The organism is Paenibacillus sp. FSL P2-0121 (genome assembly GCF_037975345.1).
Taxonomy (GTDB): Bacteria; Bacillota; Bacilli; order Paenibacillales; family Paenibacillaceae; genus Paenibacillus_AQ; species Paenibacillus_AQ odorifer.
The window spans coordinates 2964077-2982992 of record NZ_CP150245.1 but is presented as its reverse complement, the minus strand read 5'-3'; the positions used below and the strand labels follow the sequence as shown (position 1 = coordinate 2982992).

Below are 18916 nucleotides of genomic sequence, written 5' to 3'. Positions count from 1 at the left end.
TATCCGTTTTTGTATCTGTCCTAATTCTTACGCGAGCTCTTGTAGATTTGAAATAAACAAATGGACAACATCAGCCAAGCACCACTAGCCATATATCCCCCAATTACGTCACTCGGGTAATGAACACCCAGATAGATTCGACTCCAGCCAATCCCCACGGTCATGAATACGGCGAACATTATTAATAAGACCCGTTCATGCCTCCGCCGCAGATGACGCCACATTAAAAAGGCAATAACGCCGTACAAAGAGAATGCTGCCATTGAGTGCCCGCTCGGAAAACTATAACCAATCTCTTCAACAATGCGATGTAAATTCGGACGTTCTCTGTGAAAACATAACTTCATTATTGTATTCAAGAGCTGTGAGCCTAATCCAACCCACAGGAACAAGATTAATTCAAATCGGTGTTTCAGCAAAAAATAGAGCAGTGCCATGGTAACGATAGATATGCCTATAGCGATCTTAGAGGAACCAATCAGAGATAAACCTTTGGCGAATGAGGTCAACGCCGGTGATTCCGCTGATTGCACCCCATCAATAATATAGTTATCAAAGGTTGATACCTTATTCATACTTACAAGGACAGCTATAACGGCGAAACAAGCAGCAAACCCTAAAAAAAAGCGAAAAGCTCTAGACCAGTTCTGATAATAAAGCATAAATACCTCCATGTCTATTCAGGTGACTGTTGATCTCATTTCCAGTGAGGGACTAACCCATGTTATAATTATTGAGAGAAAAAAATTCACAGAAGATGGAGTGCTGCCAAAGTGGAGAGTTTAAAATTGCAAGAACGATTGTTGAACCAGTTCATTTCCACAAAGGTGCCTGTGACGATTTTTACGACGAATGGTGTGAAAATGCAAGGGCTCGTAACCTCGTACGATGCTTTCACAATCACTTTACAAGGTCAAGGTGATGGCAGGCAAAATGTACTATTCAAATCTGCAGTATCCACTATTGTACCTCTTAAGCCCGTTTCGCTCAAATAGTCTACTCCCTCATTCACCTCATCAACCAGATAATCACAGGCTTTTATTTTCAAAAAAAGGGAACACCGGACTTTATATCCGGTGTTCCCTTTAGCATTTCCCAAGATCACTGATTCACTCTTCAAATGGAGTAACTTTATACAGGAACAATTACGGGCTTCACACATACCGGTTTGGATACTTCAGCTGTATTTCCAGTAAATTCGAGTCGGCCACTAGCCGCTTCAATTGAAAATACAACCAGATTATTCGCATCACGATTTGCCACGATAAGATAAGCTCCATCTGGTGTCAATGCGAAGTGACGTGGATGTCCCCCACGAGTAGATACATATTCCAGATGTGTAAGCTTAGCAGATGCATTATCCACAGCATACACAGCGATATTATCAGCCCCACGGTTTGAAGCGTACAGATATTTTCCGTCCTTGGAAATGGCGATTTCAGCGCAAGTATTCTCTTCGTTAAAATCATCAGGCAGCGTCGGCACTGTATCTACAGTGTGCAGAGTGCCTGCGGCACTGTCATATGTAAACGATGTAATGGTGGAATCCACCTCGTTAATTACATAAGCAGACTTTCCGTCTGGATGAAAAGTGAAGTGGCGTGGTCCCGCTCCTGGATGCAGCGCCGTATCACCATGCACTTCTAGCTTGTTGGTTTCTCTATTGATTCTATAGGCACGAATTAAATCAAGCCCAAGATCAGATACAAACACATACTGCCCGTCCGGACTGAAAATAGCGGAATGGGGATGAGGGCGGTCCTGCCGTTCAGGATGCTGGCCATGACCTGAATGTACGGCCACATCAACTAATTGATCCGCAGCTTTCTCTTCATTTAATTTGATCAAACCAACACTTCCACCATGATAACTACATACAACAACGTATTCATCATTCAAATCTCTATTGATATGACAGGTGGTTGTTTGACGGTTGCCAGAAGCAGGCATGGAGGGAATGCGTTTCAGTTCACTCAATTTCCCGTCCTTTGGATCAATGGCAAAGGTAACAACCTCGCCTTCTTTTCCACCCTCACCATTCGGTTTTTCTCCTATAGCATATAGACGTTTTTCAGCGGCATCTACATTAACAAAGGTAGGATTAGTTAAGCCCTGCACCGAATCCAGCAGCTTTAGCGTACCACCTGCAGCTCCATCGAATTCAAACACCTGCACTCCGCTTTCCGCGGCACTTGCATAAGAACCTGTAAACAGCAATAACTTATTCTGCTCATTCATCTCTATATTCCTCCTCAAAAGTATTGCTACTTCACACTCATTAGATGTGATCATCTATATAATCTACAATTTTTAAACGTTAATTACAAACGATAAAGTTAGAAATGTACGAAACAATTCAAAAATGGGTCTTTCCAACGATTAACTGTTGTGATATAATGAAAGCGCTAACATTAGTCTTTTATTCCGTATAAAGGGGGAACATGAATGAGTAGCATCCTGCTGGAAGCCAGAAATGTGTACGAGGACTTCGAGGTGGAGACAGACATTCTGTTCTTTAAGGTCGGGGACCATGATTTGGTCATTTTTCACGGCAGAAACTATAACATAAAAAAGAGAATGACTGCCGAGCAATTAAATCGATTGTTGTCCAATTCAAGTTATTATCATGTGTACGGTGGCTGTTATGTCAACCTGAACAAGATCAGCTCTATCGCAGATGACTGCATTTATTTCGGTGAAATGGGCCTGTATGCTAAAAACGTACGTGTCCCAAGACGAAAACAAGAAAGCATTCGTCATCTTCTGAAAGGACTGAAGTAGACATCTTATTCCCATTAGCCGGAAAGGCATGTTACTGATGCCATTTCCGGCTTTTTGCTTTTTATTAATAGAAACTTAAAAAGATCCTGCCTTTTTTTATACTTTCTTAAGGTTTAGGATTAGGATTTCTGTTAAAGTTGTAAATAGACAAGCAACACCTATATTGAAGGGAGTCATTACTAATAATGGACAAAAAAGATCTGAATGGAAATGAGAACTTAGAAAACAACGGTACCACGGAAGAAGAATTGAACACTTCCGAGATTATCAATGAAGAGGTTGAAGTAGCGCAAGTTGCTGCTGAGGAACCTGTGAATACAACAAAAGCAGACAGTATTCCAGTAATGAACAAAGTCGGTGCGAACAACGCTACGCCACCTACACCTCCGACTGCTCCTAGAAGCAATAAAGCTTGGATGATTGCCTCTATCGTATTAGCTGCAGCACTAATCATTGTTCTGGTCGTCCAAAAAGACGACAGCAAAAAAGCTGTTGCAACAGTAAACGGAACAAAAATCACAAAAGAACAACTTTATGATAAATTGATCGAAGCAGGCGGAGAAAGCACGCTGCAATCTATGATTACAACTGAGCTTGTTGATCAAGAGGCTAAAAAAGCTAACGTAACTGTTACAGATGAAGACATCAACACTGAACTTGAAGATCTTAAAGCACAATTCGGCGGAGAAGCTGCCTTTAATGCTGCTTTGTCCCAAAGCTCAATGACTGTAGACGACTTGAAAAAGCAAATGCCGCTGCAAGTAAAGCTGCGTAAAATCCTTGAGCCACAAGTCACTGTAACGGATGATGAAATCAAAGAATACTATGACACAAATAAAGCTACTTTCAGTGAAGAAGAACAAGTTCGCGCTTCCCACATTCTCGTTGAGACTAAAGAAGAAGCAGATGCAATTCTGAAGCAACTGAAAGAAGGCGCAGATTTCGCTACTCTTGCCAAGGAAAAATCCTCTGATACGGGTTCCAAGGATAATGGCGGAGATCTAGACTTCTTCAAACGTGGCGATATGGTAGCTGAATTCTCTGATGTAGCCTTTAAGCTAAAAGTTGGTGAAACCAGTGATGCTGTCAAATCCGATTATGGTTATCACATCATTAAAGTAACCGACCATAAAGATGCTAAAGACTATACACTGGAAGAAAAGAAAGATGAAATTCGTAAAACACTAGTTTCGCAAAAGGTTTCCACTCTGTCCTCCACTTGGATGTCAGAAACAACTGAAAAAGCAAAAATCACGAACACACTTACTGACGCTAAAGAAGATGCAGCTGCAACAGCTGAGCCAACTGCAAGCGCAGCAACAGGAAATGAATCCACTAAATAATTGTGCCCGTCAAAAAGCAGGACAAGCGTTAATAAACGCTGTCCTGCTTTTTTTCATTTCTATGTTCAGGCCTTTGATTAAGCCTTAATGGCCTTTTTTACGGATTTGTTTATCGTGGTTCTCCCCCCACTCTTTCGCCTGCGCTGTGGCAATTGAAATCGCCCGCCCCTCCTCATAACCATCTTCGAGGAGCGCATTCGCAATATCGATTGCCTTATTGCGAACAGGTGCTGTGAAGTTCTTCAATGATTCTGGATAATCCTCTTTGTTCCATGGCATACCAAAAACCTCCTTAACCAGTCTATATACATACTTAGCCTGGTTAAGGAGGTTTCAAACGCTTATTTCACTTATTTAAAGACTTTAACACGATCTTCAACCGGTTGGAATTGTTTCTCACCAGCAGGAGTAACTGTTTTACCAAATGGCAATTGAGCAATCAATTTCCATTCTTGCGGGATGCCCCATGCTTCTTTTACTTCATCATCAATCAGTGGATTATAGTGCTGCAAGGATGCACCTACACCTGCTTCAGAAAGTGCTGTCCATACTACAAATTGCAGAATACCAGAGGATTGGTTAGCCCAAATTGGGAAGTTCTCAGCATATAGAGCGAAGTTCTCTTGCAGGCTCTTCACTACCGTTTGATCTTCGAAGAATAGTACGGAACCGTAACCTGCTTTGAAAGACGCTAATTTTTGCGCTGTTCCTTCAAATTGTTCGGCAGGAACGATTTTACGCAATGTTTCTGTAGTGATATCCCATAGCTTATCGTGTTGTTCTCCAAGAAGAACAACGGCTCTTGAGCTTTGGGAGTTGAAAGAAGTTGGGCTATGTAGCACCGCTTGTTCAACAATTTCTACAATTTGTGCATCCGAAATCGTAGATTCTTTACTAAGGGCATATATGGAACGTCTTCCTTTTACTGCTTCAAAGAAATTGTTAGACATAAAATAACTACCTCCATTAATTTTAGTAACTTACTTTTGTATATCTTAGCACCTTTTTTCTGAAAACACAACAGTTATTCACAACTTATTTTGTCGGATATATTCGTTGCCAACTCTTATTGTCGCATTTATGGGCTTAATTATGCACCTGATCTATTAATCATTAATCACTTCAGGCGGGCTAGAAACTGCCCTCTTCCTTTTCCGATATACACCACGAGCTAAAATGCGCTACAATAGTGCAGCAAATGTATAGAAGGAAGGTTATAATCATGAAATTCCCAAGCGAGAAAGCCCTTGTTCGGCATAGAAAATCAGCCTTAATCTCATTATTGCTGCTCCTTTCAATGAGCTTGGCTCTAACTAGCTGTAAAGACACAAATTCGTCTAATTTAACCTCAACAGCACAAGATCCGAATGATCTTCACCCCCTCACTTTCTGGGTGGCAACGGACACTCACTTCTTAGATAAGAAGCTACAGGATGGCGGTACAGCTTTTCAAAAATATGTAACTGGCGGTGATGGAAAAATGCTGCCTTACAGTGATGAAATCCTTGAAACCTTGGTTTATGACGCTGAGCAGCAGAAGCCTGATTTTCTCATCCTGAGTGGAGATTTAACAAATAACGGAGAACGCAGCAGCCATCAGGAGCTAACCCAAAAATTAAAGCGAATCGAAGCACAAGGAACCTCTGTTTATGTCATTCCAGGCAACCACGATTTATTTAATCCTTGGGCCAGATCCTTCAGCGGGGATAAGCAGCTTGTTACGGATTCCATTACAGACAAAGACTTTACCAAGAAGTATGAGGATTTCGGTTACAAAGAAGCTGTATCACGTGATAAAGAATCACTAAGTTACATCGTTAAGGCAGCGCCAAATTTATGGCTCCTTATGATTGACAGCAGCCAATATCATAACAATCAGAAATACGGTTTCCCCCAAACGGACGGACGCCTGACCGCCTCTACCCTATCATGGATAGATAATTCTGTTAAACTGGCTGCCAAGGAGCATGCTTCTGTTCTCACGGTTATGCACCACAATCTACTAAGCCACACCTCTATGTCTGTTTCAGGCTTTAAGCTTAACAACAGTCAGGAAACAATAAAGGTACTTCGTGAAAATGAACTTAATTTAGTCTTGTCAGGCCATATCCATATGCAGGACATCCGGGTAGACCCGGTAACTTCTTCGGAAGAAACACCAATTTATGATATCGCAACAAGTGCAATGGCTGTCTATCCACATCAATACGGAGCGATGACCTTCGATCCTCTGAGCAGAACCGTCAATTATGAAGCAACGCCCTTAAATGTAGAGGGATGGGCTAAAGCTAATGGCAATACAGATCAGAATCTTTTAAACTTCAAGACCTATGCTGAGGATACTTTTGCTACAAACTCTTATAACAAAGCTATGGATGGTTTAAAGGAGAGTTCCTTTACGCAGTCTGAAAAGGCATCGATGGCAGAGGTAATGGCCAAGCTAAATGTAAGATATTTCGCGGGGACAGCCGGCAGCTCCTCAGAAGATATTAAAGCGATGCCAGGCTACAAGCTTTGGGAAGGCCTACAAGAAGGCTTCTTAGGTGGATACATCCAAAGTATGACAGAGGATAAAGAGCTTAGTAATATAGCTTTAGAGGTGGTATTAACGAAGCAATAACTGGATTATGTATTCATATGAAAAACCCAGCCTCCACCTGCATTTATGCGTCAGATGGAAGCTGGGTTTATTGTGTTAATTAATTGTTAAGATACAACTATTTCCGTACAATAGTAATCCAACCATCTTCATCTACCGACACAGTAGCATGAAGCGCTTCAGCAAGCAGACGCAAGGATACATATGCATCGCCATACTCGTCAACAAATACAGGTTGGGCAAGCTTTACAGCCGTGCCGTTAATCAAGGCTTCGGAAGAACCGATTTTGAATACCAGTTTATCTCCGTACACACCATCAGTAACGTTAATTGCACGATTGGCCGTATCCCATTCTACAGTAGCATCTAAATCTTCTGCCAAATAACGCAGTGGGATATAAGTAGTGTTCTTGTCTACAATCGGGTAATAATATTCGTCATCAGGTTCGATAACAATGGTTCTCTTCGTAATGCCCAGATCATCCTTCAATATACGATATACATCAGAATCAGGGGCAAAATTTCTCAAAGTCTCTCCAGGTGTAAGTCCGGAAGAAATATCAAGTGCACCTTCAGTACTGATTGGATCAGCAGTTACAGCACCGCCAATGTTCCAAATCTGACTGGAAGCTTTAAGCGAGAGGCTCTTCAATGGGAAATCCTCGGTACCCGGAAGCGCCACTTTCAGATCAACATTCTGTTTACGCACATGCAGAGCACTATCAACGAAAATATCAACAGATAACTTCGTATCCTTACTCAACACTGTCTTCATCTCAGGAGTTGATTTGTAAAGACTGTCCACTTGATTGTCATATACTAGCAGCAATGCATCAACAGCCAATTTGGCAGCATCATGCAATACAGTTACGACAGCTTCTTTATCATCCAGTGGAATATCTCCGAATCCCAGATTGAAAATATCGCCAGAACCGTCTTCATCCATAGCTTTGATCACAGGGTACAGATAGTCGTAAAGACCACCCACCAATTCAGTAAAACCTTCTGTGTCTTTGGAAACAGACTTCAGGAAGCCTTTTAACAATGCAGGAAGCTCATCACCAGTCACTTCTGCATGCAGCTTCGTCATGTTCAACTGCTCACCATACACAGCATCACTAACCGGTGTAATGTTGATTACGCCAGGATTAGGAAGATTCTTAACAACGAATTTCGTCAACAGCTTACTGACATCTTCAGCTTTTGCCGTATCCAATCCTACTTCACCTAAAATTTCATCGTATCCTTGTACAGGGAAGTAGAACGGTTGTTTTGCTCCTTCAACTGTAAAAGCAAGTGTTTGTTTGTCCATAAACAAGGTGAATGGAATATTCAATTGTTTATAACCAACAGTTCCTTGGGCCGATAAACTCCCATTATCTTGTAACTTAGCTTTACTAATATTCAAGGAAAAAGAATTAATAAGATCAACCATTTCCTTATCTTCCGCGCTAATTCCCTCTATGGGCTCAGCATTCATGGAAAAAGTCATACTGGATTCTGATGATTTAACATCAACATCCCCAATCAACGCCTTATTAACATCGAACCCCCCTACCGACTGACAGCCGGCAAGAACTAGCATCAGTGCGACAAAAGGCAAAAACCACTTCAATTTCGCTTTAACTCTACTCATAGCATGTCTCCTTCATCTTATTTTGTGAAATCAATCCATTATCTCAGCTAAGGTAAGTTTTGTAAATCAAAGTTCCTTTTATTGTAAAATGTTTAGATATTCAACAAACTTCGCCATTCGATCTGAGCCCAATCCTTGTAAATTACAGCCTTAACTATCGCCAACATCAGTAAATGTGCAGGATAAAATGACCACCACATCCAGCGCGGAACCCGGTGCCGCTCCAAGCGATTCCAAATTAAAGGCGTAAAAGCAATCAGCAAGGTAGGTAAAATACTGAGCATCTGTACAACCCAATAATTATAAAACATATAGAATAGATTCAGTGTCAGATGGGCTCCAACAAGCCAGTACGATTTCGTATAACGAAAAATCAATACTAAAAGCAAACCGTACGCATTGTAATCTATAGGGTAATAATCCATTAACACTATAGCAGCAATTACCACAGGTATACCAAGCCATAGTGAAGGCAGCTTGTCCAAAATAACCAGTACGATTGCTGACAGCAATAACGTAAACACCACGTTCCAGCCACCAGAATTTAGCGCTAGATTATAGGGAATCTGGGCAATAATCGCAATCAAGAGCAACCGAAATAAATATTTAGGTCTGGATGAAGTATGGATATGTCCCTGCACAAGCCCATAACAATAAATCGGAAAAGCTATTCTCCCTACATATCTCCAAGCAAGATTCTCCGGGAAAAAGATATAGCCAATATGGTCGATTAGCATCGTCAGCATGGCAATAATCTGCATTACAATCCCCCTTAAGCATGTTGAAATATAAATTCGCCAAGTCCTTCCTCATTTCCTTTACCAATAAGCAAATGAAGACCGCGGAGAAACGATCATCCGATTTCTGTGCACCTCCCCCCCTTGACTTTATTGAATACTATTGAGTAATATTAACTAGCAACAGAATATGGCAATGATCAAAGACATGATTTCCTACACGAACTGTCCAGAGAGAGAAGTCCAGGCTGCAAGCTTCTCCAGTTACCGGTTGTGAAGTTACCCCTTTGTAGCCGTGGCGCTGAATCCGTAGAACTTTGTTTTTTCGGTAGTATGCGGCACCGATTTATCCCCGATATCGGATACCAATGAGGTCCTGTCTAAATGACAGGTCGAATTAGGGTGGAACCACGAGCTGAACGCACTCGTCCCTTTCTGGGAGAGATGCGTTTTTTTGCGTTCACAACTAACAATATTTGAGAAACGGAGGCTAAAATCATGAAGATCAAGGTAACACTGCAAGATGGAACAATTAGAGAGGTACTGCAAGGAACAACGATTAAAGAAGCAGCAGGTGCCATAAGTACCAGTCTGAAAAAAAATGCTGTAGCTGGAAAAATTGATGGAAAATCTGTTGATCTAAACCAAGCGATCGAACATGATTGCCGGCTCGATATTGTTACGTTGGATAGCAAAGACGGTCTTGAGGTTTATAGACACAGTACTGCACATATCATGGCGCAGGCCATAAAACGTATATATGGAGATAAAGCTGTCCAGCTAGGCATAGGTCCTGTTATCGAAGACGGCTTCTACTATGACATTGATATTGAGAAACCTCTATCCACTGATGATCTTGCTGCAATCGAACAAGAAATGGCGAAAATCATCCAAGAGAATCACCAGATTGTCCGCCGTGTGGTGAGCCGCGCAGAGGCCATTAAACTTTTTGAAGAGCTGAATGAGCCTTTAAAGCTGGAGCTTATTCATGATCTGCCGGAAGACACAGTATTAACTATTTATGATCAAGGTGAATTCTCCGATCTTTGCCGTGGGCCACATCTTCCCTCTACTGGCTTGGTCAAAGCCTTTAAGCTGTTGAATGTAGCGGGTGCCTACTGGCGTGGAGATTCCAATAACAAAATGCTGCAACGTATTTATGGAACTGCCTTTCCTAAAAAAGCGCAGTTAGAGGAACATTTACTGTTTCTTGAAGAAGCTAAAAAACGTGACCACCGTAAGCTCGGCAAAGAACTTGAGTTGTTCATGTTCTCAGAAGAAGCGCCAGGCATGCCCTTCTATCTTCCCAAGGGAATGACAATCCGTACAGAGCTTGAGAACTTTGCCCGGGAATTACAAAGACAGAGAGATTACGATGAAGTTCGTACACCGCTGATGATGAACAATCGGCTTTGGGAGCAGTCAGGACACTGGGATCACTACAAGGACAATATGTATTTCACAGATGTAGATGAAACAAAATTTGCCCTTAAGCCGATGAACTGCCCTGGGCATATGCTAATTTTCAAAAATACTCTGCATTCCTACCGGGAACTGCCTATCCGTATCTCGGAATTCGGTCAAGTGCATCGCCATGAATATTCCGGAGCACTGAACGGGATGATGAGAGTCCGCACTTTCTGCCAGGATGATGCTCACCTCTTCGTTTTGCCAGAGCAAATTGAGGATGAAATAAGACGGGTAATCTCACTGATTGACCATATTTATCAAGTGTTCGGCTTTGAGTATAAGATTGAATTATCAACTCGGCCGGCAGATTATATGGGATCTGAAGAATTATGGGATCAGGCTGAACAATCTTTACAAAATGTATTAGACAATCTCGGGATCGAATATCGTGTGAATGAAGGGGATGGCGCGTTCTATGGACCTAAGATTGATTTCCATATCTTAGATGCGCTAAAACGAAGCTGGCAATGTGGAACAATCCAACTAGATTGGCAAATGCCAGAGAAATTCGATCTTACTTACATCGGGGAAGATAATCTTAAACATCGCCCGGTCGTAATCCATCGCGCTGTTTATGGGTCGATCGATCGTTTTATGGGGATTATTACTGAACATTTCGCTGGAGCTTTCCCACTGTGGCTCGCACCTGTTCATGCGAAGTTATTGCCAGTCTCTGAGAACTATGTTGACTATGCACTGCAAGTGAAGCATCACATGGAGAAGGCTGGCATTCGTGTCGAAGTAGATATCCGAAATGAGAAGTTAGGCTACAAAATTCGTGAAGCTCAGCTTGAAAAAGCACCTTACATGCTTGTACTTGGAGAGAACGAAAAAAATTCCGACACTGTCTCTGTAAGAAAACGTGGTGAAGGTGATCTTGGTTCGAAGAGTATCCAAGACATCATTGAACAGATTAATGAAGAGATTATTAGTAAGAGATAAATTTAAGGGGCTGTCTAATCGTAGAAAAACTACGTTTGAGACAGCCCCTTCTTTATAACCTATTCATATTCACATGAACTCTATTTTACGTACAGGCGGCTGCTCTCTTCCCAATATTCGCCTGGTTTCAGGCTGAACAAGCCGATTTCATCAGCAGGAAGATCTACCATTGGCGCATTCACCAAGTTAATTTGTGGCTCAGGGCAGAAGAACTGTTCTGTAGCACCATTATTCCAGATCATCCATTGTTTGTACGAAGTCCCTACATCGTACACCAAGGTTACTCCAGCTTTGCTATCGGTAAGCTCCATCCGGTTGCGTCCGTTCTGAGGTACAGCCGTGTAGTGATTGTCCATCGATGCAAAATATGGATTCACACCTTCTTCACGAAGCTGAACTTCTCCTGGCTCCAACGCCTGGAATTTGCCTGTTGGCAGCATGCGGTCGTTGAGCTCCCAGCGCTCGCCAATAGTAGCTTTTACGCGGTAATCTTGTGCACTGCTTCCTGGTGCGAAAGGTGCGTTAATGGCAGTGTGGAATGCCAGCAAGCAAGGCATCACATCTTCTCCATCATTGTGCACCAACACCTGTTGAGATAATCCTCCTTCGCCGAGGGTATAACGCAATTTGATCGTATACTTATGTGGCAAATACTGATAAGAAGGATGATTCTCATCCACCTTGATGAATACGGTTACGAAGCTTTCAGTCTTACCGCTGCCAAATTCTTCGACTTCCCAAGCTGCAGTATGTAAAAATCCGTGTAAATGGTTGCCCGTTGCAACTTCATTTACTGGGAATTGATAAGTTTGACCATTCCATGGAAATTTACCATCCTCATAACGATTTGGAGGAAATAATACAGGAATTCCGTGAATCCCCGGACTTGCCTTAAAGGCTTCCATCTCTTCAGCTCCAGGCTCATGCAGGAAGCGATATCCGTTTTCGGTATCACGGAAACAGATCAGGTTGCCGCCAATGCCTGGCAGAATAGCCGCCTCATAACGACCGGCTTTCAACCAGATAGCTGCTTCTCCTTCATATTGTCCTTCATACGCTGTGATTGACATAATATATTGTTCTCCCTTCCAGTGTCTGATAATTGTCTCCACTTGATAGATTACCACATCTAGTCATGAGGTGACATGCTCTTTTTACAATTGCTCCACTTCTACGCTCATTACATGTTCAATTTTCTTCACATCGTAATAGATTTCTGTTGCGTAATCCCGATCCGGTGCTGAGATCACCATATCGATCATTTGTCTGCCATCTTCCAAATCTTTAATTTTCATTCTTCGAATCGCTCGGGATGGACCTCTAGTACTACGCTGCGAGCTGACCTGAGGCCGCTCGATTTTTTGGATCACTTCTGTAAGCACAAAATTAGCTTCCATAATGATCCTCACTGAAACTTCATGTTTATTCAGTACTTCTGGTCCTAGCGAACGGATTAAATGAGGAACTAAATTCACAGCAAACATCAGCAGAATAACCGCATATGCTGCCTCAATATAGAATCCCGCACCCACAGCTATACCAATTCCAGAAGCTGTCCAGATGAGTGCTGCCGAAGTAAGGCCCGAAATGGCATCTCCGCCTCTACGCAGAATAACACCCGCACCCAAAAAACCAATCCCGCTGACAATCTGAGCCGCAAGCCGCATTGGGTCCATGTTTGGATGCTCTGGTCCTGCGAACTTATCAAAGGCATGGATAGACACCACTGTGACAAGACAGCTCGCAATGCTTATGACCATACTGGTCCGTATCCCCAGCGGTTTCTGCTTGATCTGTCGGTCAATCCCGATGAACAGCCCGAACAGCATGGCCACTAGTAACTTCATTAATGATTCCAATTGAAAATCCATATCGCAATCTCCTTTCTCCAGAGATACTCCATTATAACGGAAATTGGAGATAATGATTAGCTTTATTTTACAACAAAAAACGGCATAGCCATCCTCACCGCAGATGCTCTTTCGACCCGTGTGGTCCGGCATAGCGACGAGGATGGAATCCGTTATGAGAGGCCAAGATTATGTTGAAAAATTAACCATGCAGAAGCGACTCTGCACCGTCACAATAAATTTCCGTCCCCGTAATATGATCTGAATCTTCAGACGCCAGAAACAGCGCCAGCTTCGCTACTTGATCAGGTCGCCCCGGACCTTCTTCGAGCGGTTGATCTCCCTCAGGAAATTCTACTGGGATTTTCACTTCTTTCAGATCCTCTGATGGAAAAGTGTTGTCATCTATATTGGTCTTTATAGCCCCAGGACAGATCGCATTTACGCGGATTTGAAATTGAGCCAGTTCCAGTGCCGCCATTTTCATAAAAGCAACCTGTCCTGCCTTTGTCGTACTGTAAGCAGAAAAACCAACATTAGAAAATACACGATTTCCGTTAATGGAGCTGTTGATCAGGATGCTGCCTCCGCTTTCTTTTAGATGCGGTATCGCATATTTAACAGTCGCGAAGGTTCCACGCAGGTTAATATGAATGGTCTGATCCCAAGCTTCAATATCCATCGTTTCAATAGGCGTCATCGCCCCATTAATCCCTGCGTTGGCAAAAACAACATCAAGACGACCCCATTTCGCGGCCGCCTTATTTATCGCCGCTTCCACTTGTGGTGGTTCAGCAACATCACATTCGATAACTAGGGCTTCTCCGCCCTCTTTCTCCACTAGCTGTCTAACCTTTTCAGCATTTTCTACAGTTCTGTCCAATAATACAACTTTGGCTCCGTTACGTGCGAACTCAAGCACGGTTGCCCGGCCAATTCCTGAGCCGCCTCCGGTTACAACTGCAACCTTACCTACAAGCTTTTTATCTGCCATATCGTGATATCCTCCTTCTTATCATGCAAGTCTTCCAGTTAAGTTCTTTCCTTAACCTTAACCTTGCATACAGAAGTTGAACCGACAGATATTTACTTTTCCTTTAGGATTATTATTCTCCCTGACGAAGATGAATGATGAGATCGTTTAATCCAACTTCCCGGATCCCTTCCACTATAAGCTCAGCTAGAAGACGAGCCCCTAAAATCTGAAAATGGGTATTATCCTGCACCCCACCTGGATGCGCAATAAATTCTCCTGGATAGCTCCACATGAATAAATCTTTTGAGCCCTCTGAGCCATAAGCTGCAAAGAGCTTGCGGCTCTTCTCGGCTAAATCAATCAGTGGAACCTGCTCGGTATCTGCGAGTTCCCGCATGGCGATTAAATAATCTCCATGCGTGTCTACAATTGCTTCTTCACTATCAAATCTTCGCCGATGTACAGAGCTCACAAGAACCGGATAGGCCCCCGCTTCTCGGGCGACTGTAATCAACCGGAGCAAATGTTCTTTATATGTAGTAAAGGGATCGGTATGTCTTAAATCATCAGTTTTGGAATCATTATGTCCAAACTGGATGAACAGATAATCTCTGGGTCTGATATCTGCGGCAATGCCCTCCAAATGCCCTTCCTCAATAAAACTCTTGGAACTGCGTCCAGAAAGTGCTCGATTATCTACAGCTATTCCGGCTTTGAAGCAGCGTGGCAGCAGTTGGCCCCACCCCGCATAGGGGTAACCTTCTTCCCCTTGATCGGTCACCGTGGAATCTCCCGCCAGAAATAAGACTAGCGCTTCATTGTCCATCTGAATGTCCAAGGCGTTAATACGCGGTGCCGCACCCGAGAACGATAGCTTTAGCTGCCCATCCTTAACCCTAATTGCAAAGGATTCGCGCAAATATTGGCCCGCAGGCACATTTAGCGTGTCCAATACGAACTTGCCTTCTCCAGCTTTGATAAATGTGCTGGTATCTGCCAGAGTATCACCCAACAGCAGCGTAACACGGTAGATCCCATTCGTGAGATCCAGAAGAAAAACTGCTTTCTGTGGGATGCAGCAATCGCTTCGCAGTATATCTGTTCCCCCTCTGAAACGACCAAAGACGGAGGAATCAGAAGTGAAACCATACCCTATTTCCTTAGAATAAGATGTGTCCGGCCGAATTTTGGTGTAGCCAGGCTCAGCTTCCTTAATCCCAAAATCAAAACGATAGCTATCCAAATTCAGCCGCACCTTTCTTAATTAGAGATTTAAAACATTTATATTCGTTTGCTGAAATCAACCTTTCAAACCACTGGTGCTGATTCCTTCTACAATCTGCTTTTGGAAGATAAAGAAGATAATCATGACTGGTGCCAAACTTAGAACAGACATGGCGAACATTGGACCCCAGTTGGATACGGACTCACTGTCCAGGAACATTTTAAGCCCCATCGAAACTGTATATTTAGAAGGTGAGTTCAAGTACAATACCGGTCCAAGCAGGTCTTCCCAGCGCCAATAGAAGGAGAAGATCGCCGCAGTAGCCATAGAAGGACGAATGAGTGGAAGTATAATTCTGAAATAAAGTCCAAATTTCCCACAACCATCGATGGTAGCCGCTTCATCAAGTTCAACAGGAATGGTCCGAATAAACTGCAGCATTAGGAAAATGAAAAACGGGACACCGAAGAACTGTGGAACAACGATCGGTTTGATACTGTCGAGCCATTCCAATTTGGCATAGATAATGTATTGAGGGACGAGCACCACATCGGAAGGAAGCATCAGGGTCATCATCATGATTCCGAACCATAAGCCATGGCCTACAAATTTATTGCGGGCAAAACCGAAGGCAACCAGTGAAGATGAAATGACTGCGCCCAGTGTTGCGACAATAACAATTACAAAAGAGTTCTTGATGAAGACACCAAAGGAGTAACCTGCAATACCTTCCCAGCCTTTAGCATAGTTCCCCCATTCCCATGGATCAGGTATAAGGTGCTGCGCTGTAACAAACACAAGCCGGCTCTCTTTAAAAGAACTCATGATCATCCACAGAATCGGATACAGCATAACGATAGCGAGGCCACCTATAAGGATGTGATAAAGCGGCCATTTCAGTTTAATTTTCGCCATGGATTATTTTCCTCCTTCCGACTCGTAGAAGACCCACGATTTGGATGTCTTGAACAAGATTCCGGTCATGATGCCGACAAGCAACAACATTACCCAAGCCATAGCCGAAGCATAACCCATATTATTAAACATAAAGGCCTGACGGAATAAATAGAGAGAATACAACATAGTGCCGTCCATAGGTCCGCCTTCACCTTTAGAGATAATATAAGCTGGAACAAAGGTCATGAATGCGCTGATCGTCTGCATAACTAGATTAAACAGAATCACTGAACTTAAGAGTGGCATAGTAATCTTGAAGAACTTTCTGAAGAATCCGGCTCCATCCACACTAGCTGCCTCATACATTTCACCAGGAATATTTTTAAGACCTGCAAGAAAGATCAACATGGATGAGCCAAACTGCCACACAGATAGAGTTATCAACATGATAAGCGCAGCATTCGGATTGCCAAACCAACTTACCGGTCCAATTCCGAAAAAGCCAAGCATGCCGTTAATAATTCCTGTATCACTAAAAATATTACGCCACATGATGGAGACCGCCACACTACCCCCTATAATAGAAGGTAAATAATAAGTTGTCCGATAGGCTCCTACCATACGTGATTTCGTATTTAGAATCATGGCCACAAATAATGCGAAGGTTAGACGTAAAGGCACACCGATAAATACGTAAAGCAGCGTTACCTTTAGTGAATGCAAATATTTCGGGTCATTTGAGAACATTTTGATGTAATTATCAAATCCAATCCACTTAGGTGGAGCGAATAAATTGTATTTGGTAAAAGAAAGATACAGCGAAATGATCATCGGGATCAGTGTGAAGCAAAGGAAGCCAATGACGAACGGACTGATGAAGGCATATCCTGTAAGGTTGCTTCGTAACCGCCGGCCGGTGAGGTTCTTTTTCTTAACAGCCAATGGATTCGAAGGTAGGGGATTCGTTAATGCCAAGGGTCTCCAACTCCTTTTTATGTGAATAATATGGGAAACGGGATGCCGCCTAGCGAAAGGGCATGCCGTTTCCCATGTGAGACGCAGTATAGTTATCTGTTACCCTACGATTAACGGCTGGAAAGAATAGAGTTCGCTTCTTTTCGGAACTGTGCCGCTGCTGCTGCTGGATCGATTTTCCCGAAGTTCATTTGTTCAGCAAGGTCTGTAAGCAGGGCTACAACCTCTGGTGATCCAACCGGTGGACTCATAGGTGAAGTAGTAGGCTCCATGTCAGCAACAAACTTAAATACTTGCTTACCGGAATCAGTTAATTGTGTAGCTACAGATTCTTTGATTTTGCTTGAAATCGGTACTCCGCGTTCGCCTTTGATCAGGTTGTTAGCTTCCACATCATTAATCCAGAAATCAACGAACTTCGCTGCTTCTTCCTTCACTTTAGAGTTAGAAGTAATTGACCAGTACATACTTGGCTGCATGTAAAGCCCTTTATCCATATCTGGACCAGGCATTTGTGCCAGCTCCATAGGACGATTTACAGCGATTTGCAAAGCAACGTATTGGTTCGACCATTGCCATACACCGATACCTGTCCCTTTAACAATATCCGACTCTTCAATAACCCCTTTATTTTGGCTCAGTTTGTCTTGTGATGGGACCGCTCCATCTTTAATCAAACCAGACAACATTCCGAAAAAGTCAGTGAACAACGCATCGTCCTCATAGCCAAGTGCGGAACCATCATTGTTATAGAGTGCCAGCCCTTTTGTACGCAGATAATAGTTGAAGAACACGTCTGCTGCCATGGAACCGTCCATATACAGTCCAGCCGACTTAGCTTTTGCGGCGATTTCCTTGTATTGATCCCAAGTCCAGTTCTCTGGGATAGAATCAACACCTGCCTTTTTCAGCAATTCTGGATCATATTGAAAACCAAGTACGTTAACCCCTAACGGAATTCCGTATTGCTTCTCACCAATCACTCCAGTACTCAGCACGTTCTCATTCACATCGCCGACTTGAATCTGAGAGTTCAAATAAGGTTTCAAATCTTCGAGCTGTCCGTTAGATCCATATTGATTAATATAAGAAATATCCATTTGAACGATATCAGGAAGTCTATTCGCAGCAGCTTGCGGAGCAAGCTTTTTCCAGTAATCATCAAAGGATGCATATTCAGGCTCAATGGTTACATTCGGATATTTGGCTTCATACATATCAATAACTTGTTGTGTATAAGAATGTCTTGTATCTCCACCCCACCATGCGATACGCAGGGTTACTGGTTCTGCTGAGGTCGTGGCCGCAGGTTTCGTCTCCGAAGGAGTATTTGTAGCGGAATCCGTAGCAGCAGCATTGTTATTGTTGTTACCTCCACCGCAACCAGCTAACATCGACGACAGCAATAATGGTACGGCTAGTAAAGCGAATCTCTTTTTCAATTTCATGTCCCCTTTTCCTATGATAGTGTAAAGGCTCTGATCC

At 42.9% G+C, this 18916-nt stretch carries 18 protein-coding genes; 5 read left to right on the top strand and 13 right to left on the bottom strand.

Annotation, left to right across the window (positions count from 1 at the left end; all coding sequences use genetic code 11):
• Positions 1–20: 20 nt before the first annotated feature.
• On the bottom strand, positions 21–575 hold the full coding sequence (locus MKY54_RS13085) for a phosphatase PAP2 family protein (protein ID WP_248548099.1): 555 nt from the start codon (positions 573–575) through the stop codon (positions 21–23).
• Between the two features lie 198 nt (positions 576–773).
• Here MKY54_RS13085 and hfq point away from each other — a divergent pair, with 198 nt between their 5' ends.
• Positions 774–995 (top strand): RNA chaperone Hfq, encoded by a 222-nt coding sequence (hfq, locus tag MKY54_RS13080; protein ID WP_036686247.1) that lies wholly within the window; start codon positions 774–776, stop codon positions 993–995.
• A gap of 136 nt (positions 996–1131) precedes the next feature.
• Here hfq and MKY54_RS13075 read toward each other — a convergent pair whose 3' ends face one another.
• Positions 1132–2238 carry a lactonase family protein gene (locus MKY54_RS13075; RefSeq protein ID WP_076189893.1) on the bottom strand — a complete coding sequence of 369 codons (1107 nt, stop codon included), beginning with the start codon at positions 2236–2238 and terminating at the stop codon, positions 1132–1134.
• 207 nt (positions 2239–2445) lie between these two features.
• On the opposite strand from MKY54_RS13075, the gene MKY54_RS13070 reads away from it, so the two are divergent.
• Both MKY54_RS13070 and MKY54_RS13065 read left to right on the top strand, forming a co-directional pair.
• Complete coding sequence (locus MKY54_RS13070) at positions 2446–2781, top strand: hypothetical protein (RefSeq protein WP_036686243.1); 336 nt, start codon at positions 2446–2448, stop codon at positions 2779–2781.
• A 185-nt stretch (positions 2782–2966) separates the two neighbouring features.
• Positions 2967–4124 carry a peptidylprolyl isomerase gene (locus MKY54_RS13065; protein ID WP_339190691.1) on the top strand — a complete coding sequence of 386 codons (1158 nt, stop codon included), beginning with the start codon at positions 2967–2969 and terminating at the stop codon, positions 4122–4124.
• 84 nt (positions 4125–4208) lie between these two features.
• Here MKY54_RS13065 and MKY54_RS13060 read toward each other — a convergent pair whose 3' ends face one another.
• A complete protein-coding gene (locus tag MKY54_RS13060) occupies positions 4209–4403 on the bottom strand; it encodes a hypothetical protein (RefSeq protein ID WP_036686240.1) in 195 nt (64 codons plus the stop codon).
• A 71-nt stretch (positions 4404–4474) separates the two neighbouring features.
• On the bottom strand, positions 4475–5074 hold the full coding sequence (locus tag MKY54_RS13055) for a nitroreductase family protein (protein ID WP_339190688.1): 600 nt from the start codon (positions 5072–5074) through the stop codon (positions 4475–4477).
• A 272-nt stretch (positions 5075–5346) separates the two neighbouring features.
• Between MKY54_RS13055 and MKY54_RS13050 the strand changes: the two genes are divergently transcribed.
• A complete protein-coding gene (locus MKY54_RS13050; RefSeq protein ID WP_339190686.1) occupies positions 5347–6744 on the top strand; it encodes a metallophosphoesterase in 1398 nt (465 codons plus the stop codon).
• A 97-nt stretch (positions 6745–6841) separates the two neighbouring features.
• Here MKY54_RS13050 and MKY54_RS13045 read toward each other — a convergent pair whose 3' ends face one another.
• Both MKY54_RS13045 and MKY54_RS13040 read right to left on the bottom strand, forming a co-directional pair.
• Positions 6842–8359 carry a copper amine oxidase N-terminal domain-containing protein gene (locus tag MKY54_RS13045; protein ID WP_076125900.1) on the bottom strand — a complete coding sequence of 506 codons (1518 nt, stop codon included), beginning with the start codon at positions 8357–8359 and terminating at the stop codon, positions 6842–6844.
• A 92-nt stretch (positions 8360–8451) separates the two neighbouring features.
• Positions 8452–9120, bottom strand: a complete 669-nt coding sequence (locus MKY54_RS13040) for a TraX family protein (RefSeq protein WP_339190682.1) — start codon at positions 9118–9120, stop codon at positions 8452–8454.
• A 474-nt stretch (positions 9121–9594) separates the two neighbouring features.
• On the opposite strand from MKY54_RS13040, the gene thrS reads away from it, so the two are divergent.
• The gene (thrS, locus tag MKY54_RS13035) at positions 9595–11508 is read left to right on the top strand and encodes a threonine--tRNA ligase (protein WP_339190680.1); all 1914 of its coding nucleotides are present in this window, start codon (positions 9595–9597) and stop codon (positions 11506–11508) included.
• 80 nt (positions 11509–11588) lie between these two features.
• On the opposite strand, the gene MKY54_RS13030 is transcribed toward thrS, so the two are convergent.
• The 7 genes from MKY54_RS13030 to MKY54_RS13000 form a co-directional block, all read right to left on the bottom strand.
• Positions 11589–12578, bottom strand: a complete 990-nt coding sequence (locus MKY54_RS13030; RefSeq protein ID WP_076183424.1) for an aldose 1-epimerase — start codon at positions 12576–12578, stop codon at positions 11589–11591.
• Positions 12579–12662: 84 nt separating this feature from the next.
• Positions 12663–13379 (bottom strand): MgtC/SapB family protein, encoded by a 717-nt coding sequence (locus MKY54_RS13025; RefSeq protein WP_036686231.1) that lies wholly within the window; start codon positions 13377–13379, stop codon positions 12663–12665.
• Positions 13380–13560: 181 nt separating this feature from the next.
• Entirely contained in the window at positions 13561–14352 is a 792-nt protein-coding gene (locus tag MKY54_RS13020) for an SDR family NAD(P)-dependent oxidoreductase (protein ID WP_076310402.1), read from the bottom strand.
• Positions 14353–14464: 112 nt separating this feature from the next.
• Positions 14465–15577 (bottom strand): rhamnogalacturonan acetylesterase, encoded by a 1113-nt coding sequence (locus tag MKY54_RS13015; RefSeq protein WP_339190679.1) that lies wholly within the window; start codon positions 15575–15577, stop codon positions 14465–14467.
• A gap of 57 nt (positions 15578–15634) precedes the next feature.
• Positions 15635–16474 carry a carbohydrate ABC transporter permease gene (locus MKY54_RS13010; protein WP_038570347.1) on the bottom strand — a complete coding sequence of 280 codons (840 nt, stop codon included), beginning with the start codon at positions 16472–16474 and terminating at the stop codon, positions 15635–15637.
• Positions 16475–16477: 3 nt separating this feature from the next.
• Positions 16478–17398: a sugar ABC transporter permease gene (locus MKY54_RS13005; RefSeq protein WP_076105030.1), complete on the bottom strand. Its 921-nt coding sequence runs from the start codon at positions 17396–17398 to the stop codon at positions 16478–16480.
• A gap of 143 nt (positions 17399–17541) precedes the next feature.
• Complete coding sequence (locus MKY54_RS13000; RefSeq protein ID WP_036686225.1) at positions 17542–18879, bottom strand: extracellular solute-binding protein; 1338 nt, start codon at positions 18877–18879, stop codon at positions 17542–17544.
• Positions 18880–18916: the final 37 nt, after the last annotated feature.

Excerpts from the sequence above, each read along its gene's own strand:
- MKY54_RS13055 (WP_339190688.1), bottom strand. The coding sequence starts at position 5,074 with ATGTCTAACAATTTCTTTGAAGCAGTAAAAGGAAGACGTTCCATATAT.
- MKY54_RS13070 (WP_036686243.1), top strand. The coding sequence starts at position 2,446 with ATGAGTAGCATCCTGCTGGAAGCCAGAAATGTGTACGAGGACTTCGAG.
- MKY54_RS13010 (WP_038570347.1), bottom strand. The coding sequence starts at position 16,474 with ATGGCGAAAATTAAACTGAAATGGCCGCTTTATCACATCCTTATAGGT.
- MKY54_RS13000 (WP_036686225.1), bottom strand. The coding sequence starts at position 18,879 with ATGAAATTGAAAAAGAGATTCGCTTTACTAGCCGTACCATTATTGCTG.
- MKY54_RS13020 (WP_076310402.1), bottom strand. The coding sequence starts at position 14,352 with ATGGCAGATAAAAAGCTTGTAGGTAAGGTTGCAGTTGTAACCGGAGGC.
- MKY54_RS13065 (WP_339190691.1), top strand. The coding sequence starts at position 2,967 with ATGGACAAAAAAGATCTGAATGGAAATGAGAACTTAGAAAACAACGGT.
- MKY54_RS13050 (WP_339190686.1), top strand. The coding sequence starts at position 5,347 with ATGAAATTCCCAAGCGAGAAAGCCCTTGTTCGGCATAGAAAATCAGCC.
- MKY54_RS13085 (WP_248548099.1), bottom strand. The coding sequence starts at position 575 with ATGAATAAGGTATCAACCTTTGATAACTATATTATTGATGGGGTGCAA.
- MKY54_RS13040 (WP_339190682.1), bottom strand. The coding sequence starts at position 9,120 with ATGCAGATTATTGCCATGCTGACGATGCTAATCGACCATATTGGCTAT.
- MKY54_RS13045 (WP_076125900.1), bottom strand. The coding sequence starts at position 8,359 with ATGAGTAGAGTTAAAGCGAAATTGAAGTGGTTTTTGCCTTTTGTCGCA.
- MKY54_RS13025 (WP_036686231.1), bottom strand. The coding sequence starts at position 13,379 with ATGGATTTTCAATTGGAATCATTAATGAAGTTACTAGTGGCCATGCTG.
- thrS (WP_339190680.1), top strand. The coding sequence starts at position 9,595 with ATGAAGATCAAGGTAACACTGCAAGATGGAACAATTAGAGAGGTACTG.
- MKY54_RS13075 (WP_076189893.1), bottom strand. The coding sequence starts at position 2,238 with ATGAATGAGCAGAATAAGTTATTGCTGTTTACAGGTTCTTATGCAAGT.
- MKY54_RS13030 (WP_076183424.1), bottom strand. The coding sequence starts at position 12,578 with ATGTCAATCACAGCGTATGAAGGACAATATGAAGGAGAAGCAGCTATC.
- MKY54_RS13060 (WP_036686240.1), bottom strand. The coding sequence starts at position 4,403 with ATGCCATGGAACAAAGAGGATTATCCAGAATCATTGAAGAACTTCACA.